Origin of the sequence: Kribbella sp. NPDC051587 (assembly GCF_044453945.1) — a bacterium.
Taxonomy (GTDB): Bacteria; Actinomycetota; Actinomycetes; order Propionibacteriales; family Kribbellaceae; genus Kribbella.
Genome location: NZ_JBITDE010000003.1, coordinates 190,837 through 213,644 on the forward strand (window position 1 = coordinate 190,837; position 22,808 = coordinate 213,644).

The 22,808-nt window shown below is 67.0% G+C and carries 22 protein-coding genes and 2 tRNA genes; 8 read left to right on the forward strand and 16 right to left on the reverse strand.

Annotated features, from left to right (window positions below):
* Window positions 1–852 (forward strand): hypothetical protein, encoded by an 852-nt coding sequence (locus tag ACIA49_RS13110; RefSeq protein WP_396377360.1) that lies wholly within the window; start codon window positions 1–3, stop codon window positions 850–852.
* A gap of 36 nt (window positions 853–888) precedes the next feature.
* Here ACIA49_RS13110 and ACIA49_RS13115 read toward each other — a convergent pair whose 3' ends face one another.
* The 4 genes from ACIA49_RS13115 to ACIA49_RS13130 form a co-directional block, all read right to left on the reverse strand.
* The gene (locus tag ACIA49_RS13115) at window positions 889–1,797 is read right to left on the reverse strand and encodes a GntR family transcriptional regulator (protein WP_396377361.1); all 909 of its coding nucleotides are present in this window, start codon (window positions 1,795–1,797) and stop codon (window positions 889–891) included.
* Entirely contained in the window at window positions 1,739–2,293 is a 555-nt protein-coding gene (locus ACIA49_RS13120; protein ID WP_396377362.1) for a hypothetical protein, read from the reverse strand. Before ACIA49_RS13120 ends, ACIA49_RS13115 begins: the two co-directional genes overlap by 59 nt.
* 78 nt (window positions 2,294–2,371) lie before the next feature.
* A complete protein-coding gene (locus ACIA49_RS13125; protein ID WP_396377363.1) occupies window positions 2,372–2,539 on the reverse strand; it encodes a hypothetical protein in 168 nt (55 codons plus the stop codon).
* Between the two features lie 103 nt (window positions 2,540–2,642).
* Window positions 2,643–2,716: transfer RNA gene (locus ACIA49_RS13130), tRNA-Ile, on the reverse strand.
* Between the two features lie 142 nt (window positions 2,717–2,858).
* Between ACIA49_RS13130 and ACIA49_RS13135 the strand changes: the two genes are divergently transcribed.
* Complete coding sequence (locus ACIA49_RS13135) at window positions 2,859–2,996, forward strand: hypothetical protein (protein WP_391545647.1); 138 nt, start codon at window positions 2,859–2,861, stop codon at window positions 2,994–2,996.
* Between the two features lie 116 nt (window positions 2,997–3,112).
* On the opposite strand, the gene ACIA49_RS13140 is transcribed toward ACIA49_RS13135, so the two are convergent.
* From ACIA49_RS13140 to ACIA49_RS13150, 3 genes are all read right to left on the reverse strand, one after another.
* Window positions 3,113–3,185 (reverse strand) — tRNA-Asn (locus tag ACIA49_RS13140).
* Window positions 3,186–3,310: 125 nt separating this feature from the next.
* Entirely contained in the window at window positions 3,311–3,868 is a 558-nt protein-coding gene (locus tag ACIA49_RS13145; RefSeq protein WP_396377364.1) for a hypothetical protein, read from the reverse strand.
* A 53-nt stretch (window positions 3,869–3,921) separates the two neighbouring features.
* Window positions 3,922–4,809 carry an RNA polymerase sigma factor RpoD/SigA gene (locus tag ACIA49_RS13150; RefSeq protein WP_396377365.1) on the reverse strand — a complete coding sequence of 296 codons (888 nt, stop codon included), beginning with the start codon at window positions 4,807–4,809 and terminating at the stop codon, window positions 3,922–3,924.
* 159 nt (window positions 4,810–4,968) lie between these two features.
* Between ACIA49_RS13150 and ACIA49_RS13155 the strand changes: the two genes are divergently transcribed.
* Window positions 4,969–5,835 carry an exodeoxyribonuclease III gene (locus tag ACIA49_RS13155; RefSeq protein ID WP_396377366.1) on the forward strand — a complete coding sequence of 289 codons (867 nt, stop codon included), beginning with the start codon at window positions 4,969–4,971 and terminating at the stop codon, window positions 5,833–5,835.
* Entirely contained in the window at window positions 5,835–6,968 is a 1,134-nt protein-coding gene (locus ACIA49_RS13160; RefSeq protein ID WP_396377367.1) for a hypothetical protein, read from the forward strand. Before ACIA49_RS13155 ends, ACIA49_RS13160 begins: the two co-directional genes overlap by 1 nt.
* Here the strand turns inward: ACIA49_RS13160 and ACIA49_RS13165 are convergent.
* Genes ACIA49_RS13165 through ACIA49_RS13175 form a run of 3 tightly spaced genes read right to left on the reverse strand, consistent with a single transcriptional unit; the run spans window position 6,961 to window position 9,395 of the window.
* Entirely contained in the window at window positions 6,961–7,461 is a 501-nt protein-coding gene (locus ACIA49_RS13165; RefSeq protein ID WP_396377368.1) for a DinB family protein, read from the reverse strand. The two genes, ACIA49_RS13160 and ACIA49_RS13165, sit on opposite strands and share 8 nt — an antisense overlap.
* Window positions 7,462–7,496: 35 nt before the next feature.
* Window positions 7,497–8,201, reverse strand: coding sequence for a M50 family metallopeptidase (locus tag ACIA49_RS13170; RefSeq protein ID WP_396377369.1), 705 nt, complete (start codon window positions 8,199–8,201; stop codon window positions 7,497–7,499).
* Window positions 8,202–8,219: 18 nt separating this feature from the next.
* The gene (locus ACIA49_RS13175) at window positions 8,220–9,395 is read right to left on the reverse strand and encodes a hypothetical protein (protein WP_396377370.1); all 1,176 of its coding nucleotides are present in this window, start codon (window positions 9,393–9,395) and stop codon (window positions 8,220–8,222) included.
* Window positions 9,396–9,505: 110 nt separating this feature from the next.
* On the opposite strand from ACIA49_RS13175, the gene ACIA49_RS13180 reads away from it, so the two are divergent.
* Complete coding sequence (locus ACIA49_RS13180) at window positions 9,506–10,360, forward strand: neutral zinc metallopeptidase (RefSeq protein WP_396377371.1); 855 nt, start codon at window positions 9,506–9,508, stop codon at window positions 10,358–10,360.
* 42 nt (window positions 10,361–10,402) lie between these two features.
* Here the strand turns inward: ACIA49_RS13180 and ACIA49_RS13185 are convergent, their stop codons facing one another.
* Window positions 10,403–12,547: a bifunctional SulP family inorganic anion transporter/carbonic anhydrase gene (locus ACIA49_RS13185; protein ID WP_396377372.1), complete on the reverse strand. Its 2,145-nt coding sequence runs from the start codon at window positions 12,545–12,547 to the stop codon at window positions 10,403–10,405.
* Window positions 12,548–12,738: 191 nt separating this feature from the next.
* On the opposite strand from ACIA49_RS13185, the gene ACIA49_RS13190 reads away from it, so the two are divergent.
* Window positions 12,739–13,512, forward strand: a complete 774-nt coding sequence (locus tag ACIA49_RS13190; RefSeq protein ID WP_396377373.1) for an SDR family NAD(P)-dependent oxidoreductase — start codon at window positions 12,739–12,741, stop codon at window positions 13,510–13,512.
* A gap of 1 nt (window position 13,513) precedes the next feature.
* Here the strand turns inward: ACIA49_RS13190 and phoA are convergent, their stop codons facing one another.
* The 3 genes from phoA to ACIA49_RS13205 form a co-directional block, all read right to left on the reverse strand.
* Window positions 13,514–14,875 (reverse strand): alkaline phosphatase, encoded by a 1,362-nt coding sequence (gene phoA, locus ACIA49_RS13195; RefSeq protein ID WP_396377374.1) that lies wholly within the window; start codon window positions 14,873–14,875, stop codon window positions 13,514–13,516.
* Window positions 14,876–14,962: 87 nt separating this feature from the next.
* Window positions 14,963–15,679, reverse strand: a complete 717-nt coding sequence (locus tag ACIA49_RS13200; RefSeq protein WP_396377375.1) for a DUF427 domain-containing protein — start codon at window positions 15,677–15,679, stop codon at window positions 14,963–14,965.
* 18 nt (window positions 15,680–15,697) lie between these two features.
* The gene (locus ACIA49_RS13205; protein ID WP_396377376.1) at window positions 15,698–17,749 is read right to left on the reverse strand and encodes a fibronectin type III domain-containing protein; all 2,052 of its coding nucleotides are present in this window, start codon (window positions 17,747–17,749) and stop codon (window positions 15,698–15,700) included.
* A gap of 189 nt (window positions 17,750–17,938) precedes the next feature.
* Here ACIA49_RS13205 and ACIA49_RS13210 point away from each other — a divergent pair, with 189 nt between their 5' ends.
* Window positions 17,939–19,426, forward strand: coding sequence for a lysyl oxidase family protein (locus tag ACIA49_RS13210; protein WP_396377377.1), 1,488 nt, complete (start codon window positions 17,939–17,941; stop codon window positions 19,424–19,426).
* 53 nt (window positions 19,427–19,479) lie between these two features.
* Here the strand turns inward: ACIA49_RS13210 and ACIA49_RS13215 are convergent, their stop codons facing one another.
* On the reverse strand, window positions 19,480–20,997 hold the full coding sequence (locus tag ACIA49_RS13215) for an MFS transporter (RefSeq protein WP_396377378.1): 1,518 nt from the start codon (window positions 20,995–20,997) through the stop codon (window positions 19,480–19,482).
* A 123-nt stretch (window positions 20,998–21,120) separates the two neighbouring features.
* Here ACIA49_RS13215 and ACIA49_RS13220 point away from each other — a divergent pair, with 123 nt between their 5' ends.
* Window positions 21,121–21,993 carry a LysR substrate-binding domain-containing protein gene (locus tag ACIA49_RS13220; protein WP_391545664.1) on the forward strand — a complete coding sequence of 291 codons (873 nt, stop codon included), beginning with the start codon at window positions 21,121–21,123 and terminating at the stop codon, window positions 21,991–21,993.
* Here the strand turns inward: ACIA49_RS13220 and ACIA49_RS13225 are convergent.
* The gene (locus ACIA49_RS13225) at window positions 21,990–22,790 is read right to left on the reverse strand and encodes a UbiA family prenyltransferase (protein ID WP_396377379.1); all 801 of its coding nucleotides are present in this window, start codon (window positions 22,788–22,790) and stop codon (window positions 21,990–21,992) included. The two genes, ACIA49_RS13220 and ACIA49_RS13225, sit on opposite strands and share 4 nt — an antisense overlap.
* Window positions 22,791–22,808 lie beyond the last annotated feature (18 nt).

Sequence of the window (22,808 nt, forward strand, 5' to 3'; positions counted from 1 at the left end):
GTGAAGCGACTGCTCGAGCTCGCGCCCTACCTCGCACCCGCCGTAGTCACCGTTCTGCTCGGTGTCTTCGGGCCATCCATCCGGACGGCAGTTCGGCTCCGGCGAGACCTGAGCAGCGACGCCGAGGTTGTTGAGGCGTTGCCTGAGGACGCCAAAAACGCGATGCGGGAGGACATGGGCCGACGTGCCTTGGTTCTGATCGGCTACAGCCGTTACCCGGTCATGACGCTGTCAGACATCTTCGCCGGGATCGGCCTTTTACTCTGTTCGGGCTTCTGGTCCTACGCCTGCTGGGAGTATGTCCATCGCGGCTTCAATCCGGAGACGACCTACTTCTCTTTCGGCATGTCGGCGTTCGGTATCGCTCTCACCTACTCCACCGGTCATGCTCGCTGGACCGACCGGGCCGGCCATCGCATCCGGCACCTCGAACATACGGTCGATAGGGCGCAGGCGGTCGAGGCGGCCCGCCTTGCGCGAATCGCCCGGCACGCCTCCGGCGGCGTGGGGTTCCTGCTGTCCAGTGGCCTGCCGTTTTCCCTCGCCAGCACGATCATGAAGCGTCACAACATCGATCCGCTCACGGACAACAGGACCTGGTACTTCCTCCTGGGAACCCTTGCCGTAGCGGGCCTCAGCTTGTTCTTGCTCGCCCAAGTAGGCCGAGGATCTGAGCTGGACAGCGTGTTCTTCGACTACTTCCGGAAGGAAGAGTCCGACCGGATGACAGCGGTTGAGAAGATGCGGGCGGAGAAAAAGGCCGCACGTCAGGCGGCGCGAGCCGCCAAGAAGCAGCCCCGTACGCCGGACCCGTCTACGGAAGCGCAGCCTGATCCTCATGCAGACGCCTAGTTCAGCCGTTGTTGCCGCCGAGTCAGCGGCAGTCGGCTAACGCCCATCTGTTGCGATGGCCGTTACCGAGGCGAGCGAATCGCTGCCGCTCGCGTTAGTGTCCGTAACTCGCACCCAGTGCCCCAGGGTCGCGGTCGCGATGCCGGCTGACACGAGTAGCGCGATCGCACGATGGGCCGTGCTGGGTGCTACGCCGTAGCGTCTGGCGAGGGCCTTTTCGGTCGGCAGAGTGTCTCCTGGCGCCAGTACGCCGCAGTTGATGGCGCCGCGCAGATCTGCGGCGATCCGCTGGTAAAGCGTCAGATCCTCGTCCATCGGCGACGGAACGCGGACGGATTCGATATCCGCGGCGAGATGACTCTCAGGTTTCGCAGGCACCCGTGTGGGTGTGGCGCCGGCGGCTTTCTGTTCGGCCTCGGACCACCAGGCCGTGTAGACGCGCAGCGTTGTCGTTCCACCGCCGGAATGGCCAAGTTGGCCGGCCGCGGCCCGAACGTTGTATCCGGCGTTGATCAGTTCGGTCGCGTTGTAGTGCCGGTGATTCTTGAGGTTTGTGGTGATACCTAGCCGCTTCACGAGCTTCGCGTATTGCTTGGTCACCGTGTCAGGGTGCCGGGGGAGGCTCCCGTCAGGCAGCGGAGAATAGATGAAGCCGTTTGGGTCAAAGGGAATGCTGGCACACTCTGCTCGCGCCCTGGCGCGCTGTTCTTGATCGGCGAGGATCGCGTCCTCTTCAGGTTCCAGCACGACGTGCCGCTTTTGATGGGTTTTGGTGTCCTTCTCTTCGAGCCCGCCTCCGTGAAGAACGAAGATCGATCGTGCGATGCTCAGTACTGACTTCTCACCCGTCCGGCGGATCCAGTCACTCCAGCGAAGCGCGCACATTTCACCACGGCGAGCTCCCGTGGTGGTCTTCTGTGTGAGGAAGGAAACCCCAGCCTTCATCCTCCTCCCATGCAGCAGCAAGGATCCTCGCGACCTCGGCCACGGAGGGTGGCTGTGGATTCGGAGGGGGCAGGCTGGGCTTGTCTGCATGCTCGGCTGGATTGACAGCGATCCATTTCCAGACCACTGCCCGGTCGAGTGCACCACTGACGATCCAGTGAATTTGGCGGACGGTTGAGTCGGCGAGGCCCTTGCATACATGGACCTTGCACATCCGTCGGCAGCGCTGGCATCCGTTGGGGTTGTTGCGTGGGCACCGGTCGCCCTCATGCTCATCGCACTTGTGAGGTCGACTCGTGCGGTGCTCGATGTCCTTCTTTCGCCCGCGGCAGTGGATGCGACACCGGCGCAGCTCGGAGTAGAACGTGTCCAAGGTTTCGGTATCGAGTCGCGCAAGCTGCGTGTCCCCGATCAGCGGTTCGATGTGCGTTTTGTACTTCGACAGGTAGTTCCGCATCGTCAGTGCGTCGACGTCGAGCACATCGAAGTACTTCACCATCAGCTGGCTGACGGTTGCGCGAGTTTTCGGATTCGCTTCTCGTCTACTTGGCTAAGCAGCCGAGTGCGGACCTTCTCAGCGTCCTTGCCTGCCGCGGTCTCCGACTGGAACGATCTCGCTGAGGTACAGATCGTCCTTCGTTACAGGGTCGACGCCGACGTACACCCGTACCTGGAGAGAGCCGGACGGCAGCTTGCGGATGGAGCCCCGCGCCCGCTTGGCCTTCGTAGTTCGCGCCACCATGCCTAGACGGTAGCACTCGTCTCGTGGCACGAACCATGGCACGGCGTGAAAGAATCAGAGCCGGATGCCGAGCTAACCTCGCTCTGACCTGCACGTTCTTGTGTGGGGCGGGTGGGGCTCGAACCCACGACCCAAGGATTATGAGTCCTCTGCTCTGACCGGCTGAGCTACCGCCCCGTGCGGGGTGATCGTACCGGGTGTGGGGGTGGGGTGGGGGAAACCAGGGGTGGGTCAGGGGTTTGACGGAGTGGTTGCCGGCGTGGAGCGGGCATGATGGAGGTCAGGTCCGGAGAAGGCGGACCCGACGAAGGGAACGGCGATGGGCTGGTTCATTTTCCTGGTGCTCGTGGTCGGGGCGGTGGCGGCGTACAAGTACCGGGTGCCGCTGATCGCCAAGCTGACCGGGCAGCCGCAGCAGCGGATTCAGCGGGCGATCGACAAGCGCAAGCAGAAGTAGCTGCCGCGGCGGTGACGAGGAGGCGGGCCTCGGGTGAGGTCCGCCTTCGGTGTCGGCGGAGACCTCTGGGTACGACGAAGGCCGGTTCCTGGTGGAACCGGCCTTTGGTGGTGAAGCTCCCGCAACTGGACTCGAACCAGTAACCTGCCGATTAACAGTCGGCTGCTCTGCCAATTGAGCTATGCGGGATCGTATTTTTCTGTCCTCGATCCCCTGAGGACTTGAGTAGGTTAGCAGGCCTGGGGCGTCCTGCAAAAACGGGATTCCACCGGTGGGATTCCCCCTTCTGAGTCAGCTTTGCGGCGGCCGTGGGGTCAGAGGCCGAACTCGTCGCGGACCGCTGCCAGGGCCGCCTCGGCGGCGTCGACGATGCCGGGCTGGGTGGGCTCAAGGCCCTTGTCCAGCACGAAGTTCCAGGTGATCGGCGCCTCGGTGCTGGACGGGTTCCGGCGGCCGACGATCCGGACGCCGCGTTTGCCGGCCAGGGGGACGTGCCGCTGGACGACGATGCTCGCGTCGACGCGCTCGCGCAGGAGCTGCCCGAAACGGCCGGGGTCCTCCAGCTTCAGGTCGGTCGCGCGCAACGGCGTACCGAAGTCGGTGGTCTCGTAGACGTGCAGGACCGACGCCTCCGAATCCCATCCGGCACGCTCGATCCGCTCCCACCCAACGCGTCGTACCGACTCTGGTGTGGGCTTGCCCGGGGTGTCGGTCGGGACGTCCGCCGGGAGGTAGACGGCCGCTCGGGTGCCCGCGACCCAGTTTCCGTCGGCGAGCTGGGCTGCGGCCAGGATCGACTCCTTCCGCCCAGGGGTGGATCCACCCACGGCATCGGAAAGCTCACGGGGCCAGCTACTGCGCCTGAATCTCACCTCTCCATCATCCCAGCCCTACCAACCCGCCTCCTCTCCGCACCCCCGCGTGGTCAGGCGGCGTAGTCACGGAGCTGGTGAGTGGCTCGGCGGCGGAGGTGGCGGAGGGCTTCGCGTTCGAGGCTGCGGATGCGGTCGGGGGTGAGGCCCAGGTGGGCAGCGGTCTCTTCGATGGTGGCGGGGGAGTGGCCGTGCAGGCCGTAACGGTGGCGGATGACTTGCTCGTGGAGCTCGTCGAGGAACTGGAGTTGGTGGGCGATGTCACGGCGGAGTGCTGCTTGGAGGACGACGGCTTCGTCGTCGACCAGGGGTTCGGAGTCGCCGAACTCGAGGGCTTCGGGATGGACCTGCCAAGCCTGGGCGCGCTCCAGCCGGGCGATGGTGAGGGTCGTGTCGGCAGCGAGCTCGGTCGGGGTGGGCTCGCGGCCCAGGCGTTGCGTGAGCTCGTGACGGGCGGCTGCGACCCGGCAGGCGTCGGCGTACGCCTGGGCGGGCATCCGGATCAGCCGGGACCGGTCGGAGATCGCGCGCCCGAGCGACTGACGGATCCACCAGATCGCGTACGTCGAGAAGCGGTGCCCGAGGCGGTGATCGAACCGCTCGATCGCGCGGATCAGACCGATGTTGCCCTCCTGGATGAGGTCCAGGAGGGAGATGCCCTTGCCCGTGTAGCGGCGCGCGATCGTCACCACGAGCCGCAGATTGCTCTCGATCATCCGCCGCCACGAGCGTCGGCCGAGCCGGACGATCTCGTGCAGCTCGCTCGCGTCGGCCGGCGACGGGTCCGCGGCCAGCCGGTCGGCGGCCAGCACGCCGGCCTCGATCCACTGTGAGTGTTCGTTGACCTCCTCCAGCGTGAGTAGTTCGTGCCGCCCGATCTCGCGCAGGTACGCCACCAGCGCGGTCACGTCGGCCGGTTCGCAGTCCAGGTGTTCAGCCATCCGCTCCCTCTCTCCTGACAAGAGGATGCAGTCAAAGTCACCCCGCGTGACCGACCAATTTCAGATCGGTGGATAACTCGCTGACGCCGCAGGTAGTTCGCCGGAAAGCAGGCGGCGGAGAGGCGGGACGGATGGACTGGTGACGGGTACCTTTGGGCGGTGCGAGTCGCTACGTGGAACGTGAATTCGGTGAAGCAGCGGATGTCTCGGCTTCTGGACTGGCTGGACGAGCGGCAGCCCGACGTCGTGTGCCTGCAGGAGACCAAACTGGCCGACGACGCGTTCACCGCGTTGCTCGGTGGTGAGTTGACCGGCCGCGGCTACGAGACCGCCTTGTACGGCGAGGTGCAGTGGAACGGGGTCGCCATCCTGAGCAAGGTCGGGCTCGAGGACGTGGTGACCGGGGTGGCCGGTGCGCCGGGGTTCCCGCATCCGGAGGCGAGGGCGGTGGCGGCGACCTGTGGCGGGATTCGGATCCACGGGCTCTACGTGCCGAACGGCCGCACTCCTGACTCGGACCACTATCAGTACAAACTCGCCTGGCTGAAGGCACTCACCGACGTGGTCGCCAACGGCCCGGCGGACCAGATCGTCTGCGGTGACATGAACATCGCGCCGACCGACGTGGACGTCTTCGACCCCGCCGCGTACGTCGGTTCCACGCATGTGACACCGCCTGAGCGCGAGGCGCTCGCTGAGTTGATGGCGGCGAAGGGACTGCACGATGTGGTCCGCGAGCGCTGGCCGGACGACCAGGTGTTCAGCTACTGGGACTACCGCGCCGGCATGTTCCACCAGAACCTGGGGATGCGGATCGACCTGATGCTCGCGACGGAAGCCGTCACCAGCAGGGTGAAGGCGACCTGGATCGATCGGAAGGCCCGTAAGGGCACCGGACCGAGTGACCACGCCCCGGTGATCGTCGACCTCGACGTCGCACCGGACGGAGACATCGGGCCGATGGTGCCGCCGCCTTCGGCGCCGCGGGCGAAGAAGCGGCCCACGACCCTTCCGCAGAACCGCTGATGCGGCGGGTCATCGCGGCCACCATCGTGGCCGCCTCCGCTCTGACCGCCTGCAGCAGCAAGAACGACGACCAGCCGGCTCAACCGCAGGCCGTGAACTGGGAGAAGGTCGATGTCGGCGCCGAGCCGGTTGCCCTGGCCGAGCACGACGGTCAGATCCTGGTCGGCACCAAGCAGAAGGGGAAGGTCGTCCCCGGACTCGTGTTGCTGAACGGCTCCGAGCGGAAGACCGTCATCGCCAAGCCCTCCGCCGCCAGCCCGTACTCCTTCGAAGCGATCTGGCGCTCGATCGCCTGGGACGGCAAGCGGGTGCTCGGCCTCGGCGGTGCCTCGGGTGGCGCGCACGGCAACGTGCGGTGGACTGTCTGGACCGGCTCAACAGAGGCTGGTCTGCAGGAACACCCGCAGTCGTTCGACACCTTCAACGGCTTGTCCGCCGGTGAGATGAGCTCGGCCGTGCTGACCCCCGCCGGCGAGGCGCTCACCGGTTCGTGGGAAGGCGTCGTGACCGGGCTCGACGCTGCGGTCTGGTTGCCGCAGGCCAACAATAAGTGGCTCAGGCAGAACTCCGCGAAGACCCCGCTGCAGAACACGAAGAACCTGTTGGTCGGCACCGGCTATGCGACCGCGTACGGCGATGGTCTGTTGCTGGCCGGCTCGCAGGTCCGCCTCGAACCCAACGTCGTCCAGCAGGGTGCCGCCGTCTGGCGGTCGCAGAAGCTCGCCCAAGGCTGGACCCGCGTCGAGCTTCCGGACCCCGGCGACCGCAGCCAGGCGAACACCGCAACCTGTACGACGACCTGCGTGATCTCCGGGTTCGTGGAGAACAAGCTCGCGATCTGGCGGTACGACGGAACCAAGGCGCAGCGGCTGAGCGGCGTACCGGCAATCCCGGTCGGAGACAAGGACGTGCTGCCGCCACCGCTGTCCGATGGCACCCCGGATGGCAAGGTCACCCAGGTGATTGCCCAGGACAACAAAGTCAAGGTCGTCAACGGCCGGGACGGCAGCTGGCAGGTGTCCGAATCGACCGGTGGACTCCAGGGACCAGTGACCGCCCTGGTCCGGACCGCGGACCAGGAGGCCTACTTGATCGCCGGCGGCGCATTGTGGAAGGCGAAGCTCCCTAGCTGAGCAACCCCTTCAGGTACGCCGCCTGGCCGATGTGCTGGGCATCGTCGTCGACCACGCTGACCAGCCGCACGCCCAGCGTGACCGGCGGATCCCAGCGCTTGTCGACGACACGGTCGAAGTCCGCGTCGTCCAGTGTCTGCAGGAACTCCAGCGTCTTGGCATGCACGGCGTCGTAGTACCCGATCAGCAACTCCGCGGACACCTGCACCTGCCCGACCTGCTCGGCGGTGTGCGAGTAGCCGGTGTCAGCCGCGTCGAACGGTAGCCCGAGGCGCTCGTGCCATCCGTCCGCGGTGTGGGTCTGCTCGTGTCCGGCGACCTCCGAGACGTGGTCGTCCTGGATGCGTGTCAGATGCCAGACCAGCCAAGCTATCGAGTTCGCCGTGTCGGACGGTCGCGTGGTGAGGACCTTGTCGTCCAGCCCCTCCAGCACTGCGTGCACCTGCTCCTGCACCCGGCTGAAGCCGTCAATGAGAATCTCGTTGGCCTTCATGACAATCACCATAAACCCGGCCGCCGACAGAAAAATCAGCTCGGCAGGACGCCCGACCAGATCACGCCGAGCGCGAGGCAGGCCAGCGCCACCAGACCGAACACGCCCACCCACATCACGGCCGGTACGCCGGTCAGCCGCCGCAGCTGATCAGCGTCCGAACTCCGGCCCTGTCCGCCCCGCCGCGAGTGCTGCAGTTCGATCACCGCGCGTGGTGCGGCGAGCAGGAGGAACCAGGTCAGCAGATGCGCGAAGGACGACTGCACCGACGGTGAGCCCCACCAGGTGACCCCGAAGACCAGCGCACCGAACACGAGCACCGACCACAGCCCGTACAGGTTCCGGATCTGCAACAGCAGGATGACCAACGCGACCAACAATCCCCAGAGCAACGCAACGGCGTACCCGCGGCTGAGGACGAAAGCGGCGGCGAGCCCGAAGAGCGCCGGCCCGGGATAACCAGCCAGCAGTACGGCGATCATCCCCGCACCGGTCGGTTTCCCGCGGGACACGGTCACTCCGGACGTGTCGGAGTGCAGACGGATCCCAGCCAGCTGGCGACCCACCAGCAAGGCGATCAGACCATGCGCACCTTCATGCGCGATCGTCACCACGTTGCGGGTGAGCTTCCACAGTGGCCGCCACGCGATCAGGAGCAGCGCGACCACGCCGGTCCCGATGACTACGCGGATCGACGGCTCGGGCTGTGCTGACGTGATGCTGTCCCAGAACTCACTCACCCGCCCATCCTTGCAGTACTACGGAAACGCTACGTGCACGGTCACCCGTTCGCGCAGTTGCTCGTTCATCAGCCAGAGCTCGTTGGTCGCCGGCCAGTAGGACAGGTTCTCGGTGCTCTTGGGCGCTTTCGTCCACAGCGACGTGGAGACGCCACCAGTACCGCGGTGCAGACAGCTGGGGTAGTCGACGCCGTCACCGATGTTGTCGGCGTACTCGGGACAGACTCCGGTGATCACAAAGCTGTTGTTGTAGGACACCGCCCCCTGCATGCCCCACACCGGCGAGTTGAAGGCCTCCACGGCTCGCACCACGCCGTCGGTGCCGGCGGCAGGCAGACCGGTCGTCTTGTCGAGCGGCCAGCGCACGATCCGGCCGCCGCCCTTCGTGGTGTGCTCAGCCGCGACAAACGAGCCAGTGCCGGCGTGGTCGAGCGCGAGGCTGGCAAAACACGGCCGTACGCCGGTAGTCGACGCGCACCCGCCTCCGGCGTACCAATAGGCCCCGACCTGCGGCAGCGCGAAGGAATGCCAGAGCGCGTGGTACTTGCCGTCAGTACCGAGTCCTACCTCGCCAGTGCTCGTGTCGGTGCGCCAGATGTGTCGCAGGTCGAACACCCGCAGTACGGCGCCGCCCGTCGCGACCACGAGCATGTTGCCGGACCAGTACAGCCCGTGGCCGTGCCCGGCGATCGCCTGGAAGTTTCCGTCCGCAGTCGGCTCCACCAGCAGCACGTGCCGGTACTTGTTGGTCGCCACGTCCAGGAACGACACCCGGATCGCAGTGTCGCCACTGTTGTGCCAGCTCGCGACCACGACCCGTCGCGCACCACCTGCCGGCTGAGCGTCGCCAGAACCCGACAGGCCCTGAGGGATCCACACGTTCTCGTCGTCGTCCTCACCGTCCTGCCAGCAGAACCCCTGCGGGTTCAGAGAGGCTGTCAGGTACGTCGAATGGCACAGCGCGCGCCCGGTCCGGTTGGACGCGGCGAGGACCTCGGTGACCCCAACTGGTGCGAGGGCCGGCTTGGTCTCCAGTTGAGCCACGCGAGCGCCGTACGTGGCGAAGGTGTCGCCCGAGACGAGCTGGAACCCGCTCGCGTCGATGCGTGGGAAGGTGGCAGCGGCCTGCGCCTGCGGGGCGGTGAGCGTGGTGATCAGCAGGGCGGCGGTAAACAACATTCGACTGATCCGCATGGGACCGATAATCCTTGACATCATCTGCGTCCGCACCCCGAGCGTGGCGCGTCGTGGCAGCTTCCTGCAGCTCCCAGGTCGGGGAGCCGGTCGCCCCTACAGTCGTGCGCGTGAAGATCGTCGCTGCGGTGTGCGCAGCCCTGCTGCTGACGGGTTGTACGGCGAAGCCGGCCGAGGACCCTGCCGCCGCAGCTGCGTCGGAAGCAGCCAAGGCGCGACAGGCCGTGCCGACGACCGCGCCGTCAGCGGCCCCGCCGGGCAAGGTCACGGCACCGCCGCAGCCCGCCGAGCTCACCAAGAACCCGATCTACCACGTCGGCAAGCTGACCGCGCACTGTCAGGAACCAAAGATCAAGCCAACCTCGGTGGCGAACGTCCGCGCTTACTACACACATCTGACGGCCTGCCTGAATGCGGCCTGGGCGCCGGTGATCCGCAAGGCGGGCTTCACCTTCACCCCGCCGAAGCTGGATGTCGTGGCCGGTAAGTCGGCAGACCTGCCCTGCGACGAGGACGCCTACGGCATCTACTGCGGTGACACGATCTACATCAACGCGCAGATCGACCTGGACTACTTCCGCGAGGATCCCGAGCCGGCGGTGGGAACGATGGCCTTCGTGATCGGTCACGAGTACGGGCATCACGTGCAGGCACTCGCCGGGATCTCGGAGGCGGCCTATCAGCGGGGGCTCAAGCTCAACGGCGTGGATCTGGCACTCGAGGAGACCCGCCGCCACGAACTACAGGCGTCCTGCTTCGGTGGGGTGTACTTCGGTGCGAACCATGACTTCCGCAAGGGCCCGGACTGGCCGAAGACCTTCGGTGAGATCGTCGCATCGACCTCCGACCCGCAGTACGACCACGGAAGCGCCAAGAACCACGCTCGCTGGTCCATGGCCGGATTCGCGGCCGCGGATCCGGCGGCCTGCAATACCTACGCCGCGCCTTCGGGCCAGGTCGGCTGATGTGGCCCGGTGCCACCTGAGCTGGCGGCACCGGGCCGGGAGTCAGCGGATCGAACGACGGCCCGCGGTGGCGAGCTCCTCGTCGGCTCGCACCAGGTAGGGCTCGCGATCGAGCACCAACCGGGCCGCGGCCGCACCGATGTCGAACCACAGCCCGATCAGCTCGAGGCGACCTTCCGCCTCGGCCTTGCGAACGCACGGGAAGCTGCGCAGGTTCGACAGCTGTTCGCCGACATTGGCGACCGACAGTTTGTCCGCCGGAGACAGCTTCAGCCCGGTGGCCGGATCGACGATGTCGGGCATCCCGACCGCCCGTCGTACCGATGGCTCGAAGTGACGCAGCCAGTTCTGCAGGCCGGTGCCGGCCGGGGCGTTCGCCTCGAGCGTGGCCGCGGCCGCGCCACAGTGCGAATGACCGCAGACGACGATCGACCGGACGCCGAGCACCTCGACCGCGTACTCGATCGCGGCATCGACCGAGTTGCTGCCGGAACCGTTGGGCGGGACGAGGTTGCCGACGTTCCGCACGCAGAACTGATCGCCCGGACCGGTGGTGGTGATCATGTTCGGCACGATCCGCGAGTCGGCACAGGTGATGAACAGCTGCGTCGGCTTCTGGCCGTCCGCCGCGAGTTTGGCGAGGATCGGCCGGATCTGATCGGCCGACTCCTCGAAGGCACGGATGCCGTCGAGCACTCGCTCATCCGGCGCGGCGACTGCCTGGGGTTGCCAGGGCAGCAGTCGTCGGGTCGGCGTGGACTGCAGGGCAGCCCGGAAGGCCAACCTGTTCAGCTCGACCGAGCCGCCGCGCGCGACGTGACCGCGCCGCCAGTCCTCGATCGCCTCGTACGCCGCGTGGTCGAGATGATCGACCGAAAGATCCACCCGGACGCGAGCACCGGTCGGGATCGACCGCAGGGTCTTGATCAGTGACGAGACGCCCAGGAAGACGAGCGTGCCGCGGATCTGCACGGTCCACAGCCCGGCCTCCTCGGTCGCGGTGACCGTTGCCCTCGACAACCGATAGAGCACCCGCACGAGAGCGAGCACCAGACCGATCAGCACGCCTTCGGCCAGTCCCAGTACGGCGACGCCCGCCGCGGTGACGACGTACACGAGAAGTTCGTCGTGCCGTCGTAACGTGCGGATGTGGGCGAGCTGCACGAGACGCAGTCCGGTGACCAGCAGGACACCGGCCAGCGCGGCCATCGGGATCAGCTCGAGCATCGAGCCGGCCGCGAGGACGAACGCCGCGATCCAGAGCCCGTGCATGATCGCGGAGGCCCGGGATTTGGCGCCCGCGGCAACGTTCGTCGAACTGCGCACGATCACGCCGGTCACCGGCATCCCACCGAGAGCGCCGGAGATCGCGTTGGCCGCGCCCTGCCCGATCAGCTCTCGATCGAGGTTGCTGCGCCTGCCGTTGTGAAGCTTGTCGACGGCAACGGCCGAGAGCAAGGACTCGACGCTCGCGACCAGGGCAACGGTCAGCACGGCCGCGATGATCTGCCCCGGGGTGCCCTCGGGGATGGCCGGCAGGATGAGCTCCTGCAGCGGCTGGTCGGGCAGGTTCACCCGGGTCACATCGGGCATCCAGACAGCGGCCAGCGCCGTCGCGAAGACGACCGCGACCAGCGGCGCCGGAACCACTTTGACTTTGGGCAGGCGCGGCCAGGCGAGCAGGATCGCAACGGTCAGCACGCCGACCAGCACCGAGTGCGGATGATGAGCGACCAGGCGGCCGGGAAGCGCTGCCACGTTGGCGATCAGCGAACTCTGCGCCTGACCACCGAGCACCACATGAAGTTGCTGGACGGCGATGGTGACGCCGATCCCCGCGAGCATGCCGTGCACGACAGCGGGGGACAGCGAGAGGGCGAGCCGCCCGATCCGAGTGACTCCCAACAGGATCTGGACCACACCGGCAGCGCAGGTGATGCCGGCCGTGGCGGCCCACCCGAACTGGCCGACGAGGCCCGCGACGACAACGGTCAGGCCCGCGGCGGGGCCGCTGACCTGGAGTGCGGAACCGCCGAGCGCGCCGGCGACCACACCACCGACGACCGCGGCCACGAGGCCCGCGATCAAGGGAGCGCCCGATGCCGCGGCGATCCCCAGGGAGAGCGGTATTGCGATCAGGAAGACCACCAGCGAGGCCGGTAGGTCATGGTGAAGGATGGACCTCAAGGACGAAGCTCTTGAGGCCGGTGGTGAATGAGAGGTTGACATGGTCGGCACGGGTCCCTCCGGCGTCTGGTGCTCACGGCATCTGGCGTCGAAACAAAGAGTGTCGATCTAGTCACTTACTGTACGGGGCCGTTCAAGCCGACCCAAGCGAAAAGATCAATTCGTTGCCAGAAGCATCGAGGAGGAATGCAGTGGATCTGCAACTGTCCGGGAAAGTTGCCGTCGTCACCGGAGCGAGCAAGGGGATCGGCCTGGCCTGTGCCGAGGCGCTGGCGTGGGAAGGCGCCACGGTCTTCGGGATCTCGCGCAGTCCGGTCAACCTCGGGGTGGCCCGGGAGGAGCTCGCGGCCAAAGGGCTTGAGCTCCTCCCGGAGCTCGCCGACCTGACCGACGCGGACGCGACCGCCGAGGTGTTCGCGAAGATCGGCGTACCGGACATCCTGATCAACTGTGCGGGTGCCGCGCGGCAGATCCCGGTCGACGAACTCAGCAGTACGACGTTGCATGCGGCCATGGAAGCGAAGTACTTCACCTACATGCACGCCACCGAGGCGGTCATCCGCGGGATGGCCGAGCGCGGCAGCGGCTCAGTGGTGAACGTCGTCGGTTCGGGCGGCAAGGCAGCCAACCCGCTGCACATCGGCGGCGGGGCTGCGAATGCGGCGCTGATGCTCGCCTCGGTCGGCTATGCCAAGGCGTACGCCGGGCAGGGCGTCCGGGTGAACGTGATCAACCCGGGGCTGACGCTGACCGGTCGGGTGGACGACCGGCTCGACGCCGCGACCCGGGCCAGTGGCCGGCCGCGGGACGAACTGCTGACCGAGATGGTGGCCGACATCCCGCTGGGCCGCCCGGCCGATCCGGCCGAGGTCGCCAACGTCGCCGTCTTCCTCGCGTCGGCGAAGGCCAGCTATGTGACGGGTGCCGTCATCACGATGGACGGCGGCACCGCGTCGATCATCTGAACTACTTGACGGCCAGGGCCCGCTTCATTGTGTAAAAGAGGTCGGTCTGGTTGGTGACGCCGAGGACGTTGGCGGCCTGCGGGCCGCCGGCGGCGATCCGGACCTCGGTCCCGGTGTGCTGCTGGTCGGAGCCCAGCGGCGAGGTGGCGTAGCTGATCGTCATGTCCGCGCCGTCGTGCGTGCGCAGGGTGGCCGTGGCTCCGGTGGTGGTGGAGCCGGCGGCAACGATCTGGCTGGTGTGACCGTGGTCGGCGGTGACGACGACCAGGGTATCCGGGTGCGCCTTCTGGTATTTCAGTGCCTCCTTGACCGCGGCGTCGAAGCCGACGGTCTCACCGATCTGGCCGCACGGGTTCGCGGCGTGGTCCTGCTTGTCGATCGAGGCGCCCTCGATCTGCAGGAAGAAGCCCTGCTTGCTGTTCCGGGTCTGCTTGTCCAGGACGGTGATGGCCTTGGTGGCCATGTCGACCAGGTGCGGCTGGTTGCCGTCCCGGGCGATGTTCGGCTGGCAGGTGGTGGACGGCGTGTTCTGCGGCGTCGGCTTCGGACCGACCCACTCCAGGTCCATGTTGTTCTTCGCGAACGTGCCGAGGATCGGCTTGTTCGCCGGCGCCGCCGCGAGCCCGGCCGCGTCGGTGACGATGTGGTAGCCGCTGACCTGCGCCTGCTGCAGCACGGTCAGGGACTTGAACCGGCCCGCCTGCACGGTCTGGTCGAAGTACTGCTTGCCACCACCGAGCAGGACGTCGGGCTTGGTCTGCACGAGCTGCTCGGCGATCGAGCCGAGGCCGCCGTTCTCCTTGGCGTTGACCGGGCACGGCGTCATCGACTGCGGACCCTTGCAGTCGCGGCTGACCACGTGCGACCCCAGGACGGCCGGAGTCGCGTCCTGGAGCTCGGCCGTCGTCACGTCACCGGTCCGGTAGCCGGCCTTCTTGGCCAGCTCGAGGATCGTCGGCTGCGGCTTGCCGTTCGGCAGCACCGAGATCGCGCCGTTGTACGTCTTCTGGCCGGTCGCCCAGCCGGAACCGGAAGCAGCCGAGTCCGTCACGTAGTCCGGCAGCTTCGGGTTGCTCTTCTGTACGGCGTAGGTCGTGTACGCACCGGTCAGGGGCAGCGTGTCCATCGCCAGCCGGCCGGCCGCGCCGACCTGGTAGTTGCGCGCGATCGTGATCTCGCTGTCGCCCATGCCGTCACCGATCAGCAGGATGACGTTGCGGGCCTTACCGCCGACGACCGCCTTCTTCGCGGCCTGCGTCTTGTCCTCGTGCCCGTTCGTGGCGGTCGCCAGGGCCGGAACGCCGACCACCAGCGCGGCGGCGAGACCCGCCGCGGCGATCCGGCGCTTGGGTGTGAACTTCATACAGCACTGCCCCCATCTGATTGATCTGTCAGCGGGAGTATTGGCGGCAGAGGTGGATTTTCCCCGTCCTGCCGGTGAATTCCAGGGTCAGGCCGAGAAGGGTGTGACGGGTCTCTCAACCGGTACGCCGTCGAGGGTGAGGTCGACGTGTTCGTTGAGGAAGGCAACTAGTCCGGCGATCGGGAGGAGCGGCGCGGTCGGGAAGTCGTAGGACCATGCCAGATCGCGGCCGTCGATCGACCAGTAGCCGGTGGTGCGGCCCTTGTAGGGACAGGCAGTCCGGGTGTCGCTGGGGATGAGGTGTTCGAGGTTCACCGCGAGCCGCGGGAAGTAGTAGCGCGGTGGCAGTCCGGTCTCGAACACGATCACGGTCGAGGACGACTCGGCGAGCACCACGCCGTCCCGGGACACCTGGACGTGACGGTCCGAACGGATCGCGTCACACCGTGAGTACGGGTTGCGGGGATGGACGAAGACCTCCTCGTCCTCCTCGAACCAGTTGTCGAAAGCATCCCATTGGAAACGGGCTCGACCGAGCTCGTCGTACACCCAGGCCTTGCCGCGACCGGCGGTGTGCACGCGGGCGACGCCGTGCTCGAAGACCTTCGTGTCCCCGGTGTCGACCAGTACGCCGTCGGTCACGTCCCCGAGCGGGATGTAGTACTGCGGGTACGGCGGGAACTCCCACAGGTAGATGGCGTTCTGGGTGTCGACGACGACCTGGCCGTCGAGCAGCGCGCGGATCCGGCGGGGGACCGGCGCGCTGCCGCCAGGCGGAACGAAAGGCAGGGGGTAGTCGGTCATACCCCCAGTAAAGCTTGGTCAGACGGTGATCCAGTCGATGTCCGCGATATAGCCGGACGGATTGCTGATCTTGAGGGCATTGGAGCCGGCAGCGAGCTTCACCGGCAGGTACACCACCTGCGGCGTACCCCAGTCGTTGTCGCCGAGGCCGTGATAGTTCACCCAGTAGCTGTCATCGCCGTTCACGGTGAGCATGCTCTGCCGGCTGGTGTCCCCATCGGTGTAGGCGATCTTCACCAGGTAGGTCCCGGTCGTCGGCACGGTGATGCCGTTCAGGGTGACCGAGGCGTCGTACCCGATGTTGCCGATCTTCTTCCCGCCCGAGCACAGCGTGCAGTCGTTCGCACTCGCGTTGCCGGTGAGGGTGCTGGTCGCGGCCTCGGCTTCGTACCGCACCGGCCCGCCGTTCTTCGCCGTCGACATGGTGATCGGTGCGCTGGCGTCCGACGTACGGGCGCCGTTGACGCCCTTCACAGTGAACGTGTACTGCGTCTGCGGCAGTAGCCCAGTGACCACAGCACTCGTGGACGTGCTCGTCGCCACCTGCTTGCCGTTGGCAAAGATCTTGTACGACGCCGCGCCGGTGCTCGGCCTCCAGGTGAGCGAGGTGGTCGTGCGGCTGACGTCCGTCGCGGTCAGGTCGGCCGGGATGCCCACCGATGGGCGGTTGTTCGGAGTGATCTTGTACAGCTTCGACCCGTGCGCAGGCAGCGCCGCGCTGACCGAGCCGGCGACGTTCGTGGTGTTCTGGTTCGCCCAGATGTCGCGGACGGTCGCCTTGCCGTTGATGCCGAGCTGACCGAAGTCACCGGTCACCGTGGCCGGAGTCTCGGCCAGGTTGAACAGACCGACCGTGACGCTGCCGTCCGCGTTCTTCGCGTACCAGGTCTGCTGCAACTGGTCCTGGTTCAGCGGGCGGGCCGGGTTGCCGGACTGGTTGATCGCGATGACCTCGCGGTTGGTGAGCAGTTTCAGGCCGTAGGCGTCCAGCTTGGTCAGGTCGTCACCGGCGAACAGCGGCGCGGAGTTGATCGCCCAGAACGTCATGTAGCTCTGCCGCTCGGCCTCGGTGAGACCGTCCATCGCGCCGACGCCGACGTTGATCGCGTCGAGGTTGTTCCAGTGCCCGGGGCCGGCGTCGTCGATCCACTGCGCCACGTCCCACCAGCGCTGCTTCACCGAGCCGTCCCAGCGGACGATCGTGTCGCAGTAGCACTCGACATCGGTGTCGATCCGCCAGCCGTTCGAGTTCTGCTTCCACACCTCGGCGTACCGATGGCTGAGCGACCACGACAGCGTGTACTGCATCGGGCGGCCGGCGTTCTGCACCGAACGCCACCACGCCTCGACGTCCTCGGTGTTGTTGTGGTTCGGGTCGTCCGGAGCACCCTTCCAGGAGCCGGGGCCGACGCCGTCCATCTTGATGAAGTCGACGCCCCAGCTCGCGAAGAGCTTGGTGATCGAGTCGGCGTACTTCTGCGCGCAGGGGCTCGCGTAGTTGATCTTGTACGCCGCGTCCCAGCCGTTCGTCTTGCGCAGGTCCGGGTAGACGATGTCGCGGGTGAAGCAGCCGGGCGCGTTGTAGATCGGCGTGTTGCCGTCGCGGTAGACGTCCAGGCCGAGGCCGACCACGGTGTAGATGCCGAACTTCAGCCCGAGCTTGTGGATGTCGTCGCCGACCGCCTTCATCCCGCGCGGGAACCGCTTCGCGCTGGCGACCGGCCGGCCGTACTCGTCGCCACCGTCCTGCCAGCCCGCGTCCACGTTGATGTACTCGTAGCCGTACGGCTTGAGCTTGGTGGCCATCGCGTTGGCCTGGGCGAGGATGTTCTTCTCGCTGATGAAGCTGCCAGGACCATCCGGGTTCACACCGGGGTAGTTGGTCGACTGCAGGCTCCAGGAGCTCCAGCCCATGTACGGCGTGGCTGCGACCTGCCGGTACGTAGGGGGGACGGGCCGGGGGTGGGTTTGGGCAGCGGGGGGCTGGACGGCGTCGGCGGGGGCGTTCACGGCTGTCGTCGTCACCAGAGCGACGGCAGCCAGGACAGTGGTGACACGGCGTCTGTTCACCTGGCCGAGCGTAGGGTCGCTTAATTTACATCGTCAAGTATCAAGGCGCGATGACCGTCTGTGACGTGACTGGGACGTTAGCGTGATCAACCTTCTCCGTGGGCCGGGAGTCCTTAGACCTAGAGGCCGGTTCGTGAGGACCCGGCCCGATGTGGAGGGGGTTCCATCATCATTACGCCGAACAGAACCGTGCGAACGGCGATCGCAGCGGCTGGCGCCGCTGGTCTGGTCGTCTCGATGGCAGCGGTGAGTGCGTCAGCAGGAACGGCGGCGCCCGCCAGGCCCGCGCTGGCCCTGGTGTCGCCGGTCACCGATGTGACGGTGACGTCTGACGAGGACCGCGGTACCGACCTGAACCTCGGTGCCTACGTGGTCGCGGGCAACGCACCGATCGAGGTGCGCGCGACGCGGGCGAACTACAACTCGCCGGTGGTCGCCAAGCAGATCGTGAACGGCAAGGCCGTCGCACTGCCCAAGGGTCTGGTCACGGACTTCTCCGGCCTGGGGAAGTTCCTGCACGTGACCCTGACCGACGCGAGTGGCAAGAAGGCGCTCGACATCGACCAGTCCCTCTGCCTGAACGGCGAGGGATCACGCACCCGGCCGGACGCGCCGGCCACGTCGCCGTACCCGGACGGCTGCACCGCGAACCCGTTCACCCAGGGTGCGGTCTGGGGGCTGCAGACCGGCTGGTCTGCCAGCACCTACTCCTACGACCAGGCGCCGATCAAGCAGCTTGCCGATGGCAAGTACAAGGCCACGGTCACGGTGAACAAGGCCTACCGCGACTTCTTCAAGATCCCGGCCGCGCAGTCGACGCTCTCGCTGAACGTCACGGTCGTGAAGGGTGAGGGGTGCGACCCCGGGCACGGTATCCGGGGATGTTTCGCGGCCAAGGACGCGAAGAAGCCGGCACTGAAGGGCAAGGCGCTGGTGCCGCACGCCGCGCGGCCGACCGGCAAGGCGACGACGCCGAAGGGCCCGAAGCCGGACCTGGTCTCGGTGCCCGCATGGGGGATCCAGGTCGCCCCGGGCGAGGAAGGCACGCCGGACGCCGGCAAGGACTTCCTGGCGTTCTCCGCGACCGTGTGGAACGCCGGTCCGTCGCCGCTGGTACTGGACGGTTTCCGCCGTCAGGGCAAGGACCTGATGGACGCGTACCAGTACTTCTACGACGACAAGGGCAAGGAGATCGGGTACCAGAACACCGGCACGATGGAGTGGGACCCGCGCGAAGGCCACACCCACTGGCACTTCACCGACTTCGCCCGCTACAGCCTGCTGAACGCCAAGCAGTCCGAGGTCGTCCGCAGCCAGAAGGAAGCCTTCTGCCTGGCCGCGACCGACTCGATCGACTACACGGTGAAGAACGCCAACTGGCACCCGTTCAACACCGACCTGCACACCGCCTGCGGCGACCACACGTCGCTGTCGGTGCGTGAGGTTCTGGATGTCGGATCCGGCGACACCTACGAGCAGTTCCGGCCGGGTCAGTCCTTCGACATCACCAACCTGCCGAACGGCGAGTACTTCGTCGAGGTGAAGGCCAACCCGGAGGGCAAGCTGTTCGAGGGCAACACCAAGAACAACGTTGCCCTGCGCAAGGTGATCCTCGGTGGCGTCAAGGGCGCCCGGACCGTCAAGGTTCCGGCCGTCGGCGTGATCAACGTTCCGTAACAGCGTTACGGGTCCCGAAGACCGCCCTCGCCGGCGGTCTTCGGGACCTTTCGCTAGCTCCGGGTCGGGCGCAACCGCGATCGCCGCGGCCTGGCCCCCGTCGTACAGCGGGGTGGGCCTTGTGCACCGCTCGACCACTTTTCGTGCGATGTCGTGGTTGGCGGGTGCTCAACGTGGCTCGGCGTCGACAGTTGGATGGTCTGCTGCTGGAGCGTGAGCCGGATCGGGACCTGATGCCACGGGGATCGGGTGCGAATCAGTACGACGCGGAACCGGCCGTCGCGGCGCAGTCGGAGCCCGATCGCGATGGTGGCGATCGCCGGGACCAGGCCGGCCAGGGACAGGCTGACCCGGGCACCGAAGTGTTGCGCGATCAGTCCGACCAGCGGACCGCCGATCGCGCCACCGCCGATGAAGACCAGGTTGTAGAGCCCGGACACGCGGCCGCGCAGGCCGTCCGGAGTGGTCAGTTGCACCATCGACTGGCACGCGGTCAGGAACATCAGCGTGGCCATGCCCATCGCGGCGAGCACCGGGATGAAGGTCCACAGCGAGGGCTGGATCGCCGCGAGTACCTCAGTGATCGTCAGCAGACTCGCGATGCCCACCAGGTTGCGCAGCCGAGTCGGCCGCACCCTGCGCGCCGACAGCAACGCGCCGACCAGCGCCCCGACCGCGACCACCGAGTTCAGTACGCCGTACCCGGTGGCGCCGGTGTGGAAGACACGGTCGGCAAACGCCGTGAGCGTGACGGGCAGGCTGATCGCGAACATGCCGTAGATGCCGACCAGCGCGATCGCCCAGCGGACGGCCGGCTCGTGGAACGCGTACTGCAGGCCGTCGCGGAGTCCGTCGCGAAGGCGTAGGCCGGCTTGCCGCGCGGCCTTGCGGGCGGGCATCTCGCTCTCACGCATTCTGAGGAGTGCAGTGATCGAGGCGAAGAACGTGCAGGCGTTGATCGCGAACGCCCAGCCGGCGCCGAGCGTGCCGAGCAGTACGCCGCCGAGCGCCGGACCGATCATGCTGCCGAGCTGGAAGGTCGACGAGACCATGCTGATCGCGTTCCGGACGCGCTCGCGGCCGACGAGTTCGGTGACGAACGACTGCCGGGTCGGATTGTCGACGGCGGTGGCCAGTCCGAGGAACAGGGCCATCGCGTAGACCTGCCACACCTGCACCTGACCGGTGAAGGCGAGCAGTGCGAGGACGCCGGCGGCCGCACCCATCGTGAGTTGGGTGACGAGCAGGATCTTCCGCTTCGGGAAACGGTCGGCGATCACACCGCCGTACAGGCCGAGGAGGAGGGTGGGGAGGAACTGCAGGGCGGTGGTGATTCCGACCGCGGTGGCGCTGCCGGTGATCGTCAGCACCAGCCAGTCCTGGGCGATGCGCTGGATCCAGCCGCCGGTCGAACTGACCAGCAGGCCGCTGACCAGGAGGCGGAAGTTGCGCACCTGCAGGGCACTGAAAGTTTCGCGGAACCCTGGGCGGCGGAGGGTTTCGCCTTGTTTTGTTGGGGTGTGGGTGTGGTTGTCGGCTTCTCGGACAGGACCGCTGGTCCGGGTGGTCACAAGAGTTCCCTACGCGAGTGGGGTTGTCAGGGGAGGACAGGTCCATCCTTGTCTTTGGCCCTGAATTCCGACAGCGAATTACTCCTATTACTCTTATTGCGTCCCGTGATAGGAGGTCCATCGATGTACGACCCGGACCAGCTCCGGACGTTCCTCGCGGTCGCGCAGTCGCTGAGCTTCACCCAGGCGGCCGAGCGGCTCGGCATCCGGCAGCCGACGGTCAGCCAGCACGTCCGCAAGCTCGAGGCCGCGGTGGGGAGGCCGTTGTTCTTGCGCGACACCCGCACCGTGACCCTGACCGCCGACGGCGACGCCATGGCCGGCTTCGCGCGAACCATCCTGGCGGCGCATGAAGAGGCGGCCGGCTACTTCACCGGCTCCGAGCTCCGCGGCCGGCTGCGCTTCGGCGTCACCGACGACCTTGCGCTGACTCCGCTGCCTCGGATCCTGCGCGACTTCCGTCAGCTCTACCCGCGGATCGACCTGGAGCTGACCGTGGCCCAGAGCCCCAACCTGCTCCGCCGCGTCGAGTCCGGCCACCTGGACCTCGCCTACGTCAAACACTCAGTAGGCACGAGCTACGAACCTGACGGCCGCCTGGTCCGCCGCGACCCGCTGGTCTGGGCCGGCATCGCAGGCACCCGCATCGCGCCCGACGGGCCTGTCCCGCTGGTCGCGTACCAAGCCCCCAGCCTGAGCCGCTCACTCGGTGTGCAGACTCTGGAGCAGGCGGGTCGCTCCTGCCGGATCACCTGCATCGTCCGCGGCGTCAACGGCGTACTGGCTGCAGTTCGGGCCGGCCTCGGCATAGCCATCTTCGCGCGGTCCCTGATGCCTGTGGACCTCGTAGAGCCACCACCGAGCGCAGGCCTCCCAGAACTGCCCGCTATCGACCTGGTCCTCATTACCAACCCACGGGCTGCCAAAGAGCCTGCCGAAGCCCTGACCGCCGCAATCCTCGGTAGCAACGCCCCACTGAAGCCGGACGCTGCTTAGAGCGCGTCTCCCCGGAAGATGAGTGCGACCACGCTCACGCCGGCTATGGCGATCGTGACGAGGAACGGTGCCTCTTTCCACGCCACGATCACTACGAGGAGTCCGGCGACGACGGCGAGTGCGATCCACCCGATGACGCCTAGTGGTCCAGCCGGTGCGATCACCAGGGGCGCTGTGGCTGCGGCCAGGGGGAGTGGGGCGAGCAGTCTCGCGTTGGCGCCCAGCCGTTGCGGCCAGCCGCGTACACCCGTCGCTAGGTCGTCCTGAAGGTCCGGTACGACGTTTGCCAGGTGGGCACCGACTCCGAGGAGAGCGGTGGCTGTGGTGGCCCACCACGGCGCCCACGTGTGGGTGGTCCCGAGCGTCACGAACGAGGGCAGCCCGCCGAAGGCGACGGCGTACGGGAGCCAGGAGATGACGGTCGACTTCAAACCGAGGTTGTAGCCCCAGGCGCACGCCACGAAGAGCAGGTGAACCAGACCGGCCGCGATTCCGTTGGCCAGTGAGACGGGGATGGTGACCACCAGCATGAGACCGGCCGCGATCGCCAGCGTGCGGCGACTCACCAGTCCGCGCACCACAGGTTTGTCTTTCCGGTTCACAATGGTGTCCCGGGCGGCATCTATCGCGTCATTGCTCCAGCCGATCGAGAGGTGGCCGGTGAGGATCGTTGCTGCGACCAGGAGACACCCAGCCGGACTACGCCCTGCCGACCACGCCACGGCGGTCACCAGCGCCGTGACCGCGACAGTCGGTCCGAGATGGCAGGCGAGTACCAGTCCCTTCAGCGCTCTCACCGAGCCCACGATGCCACG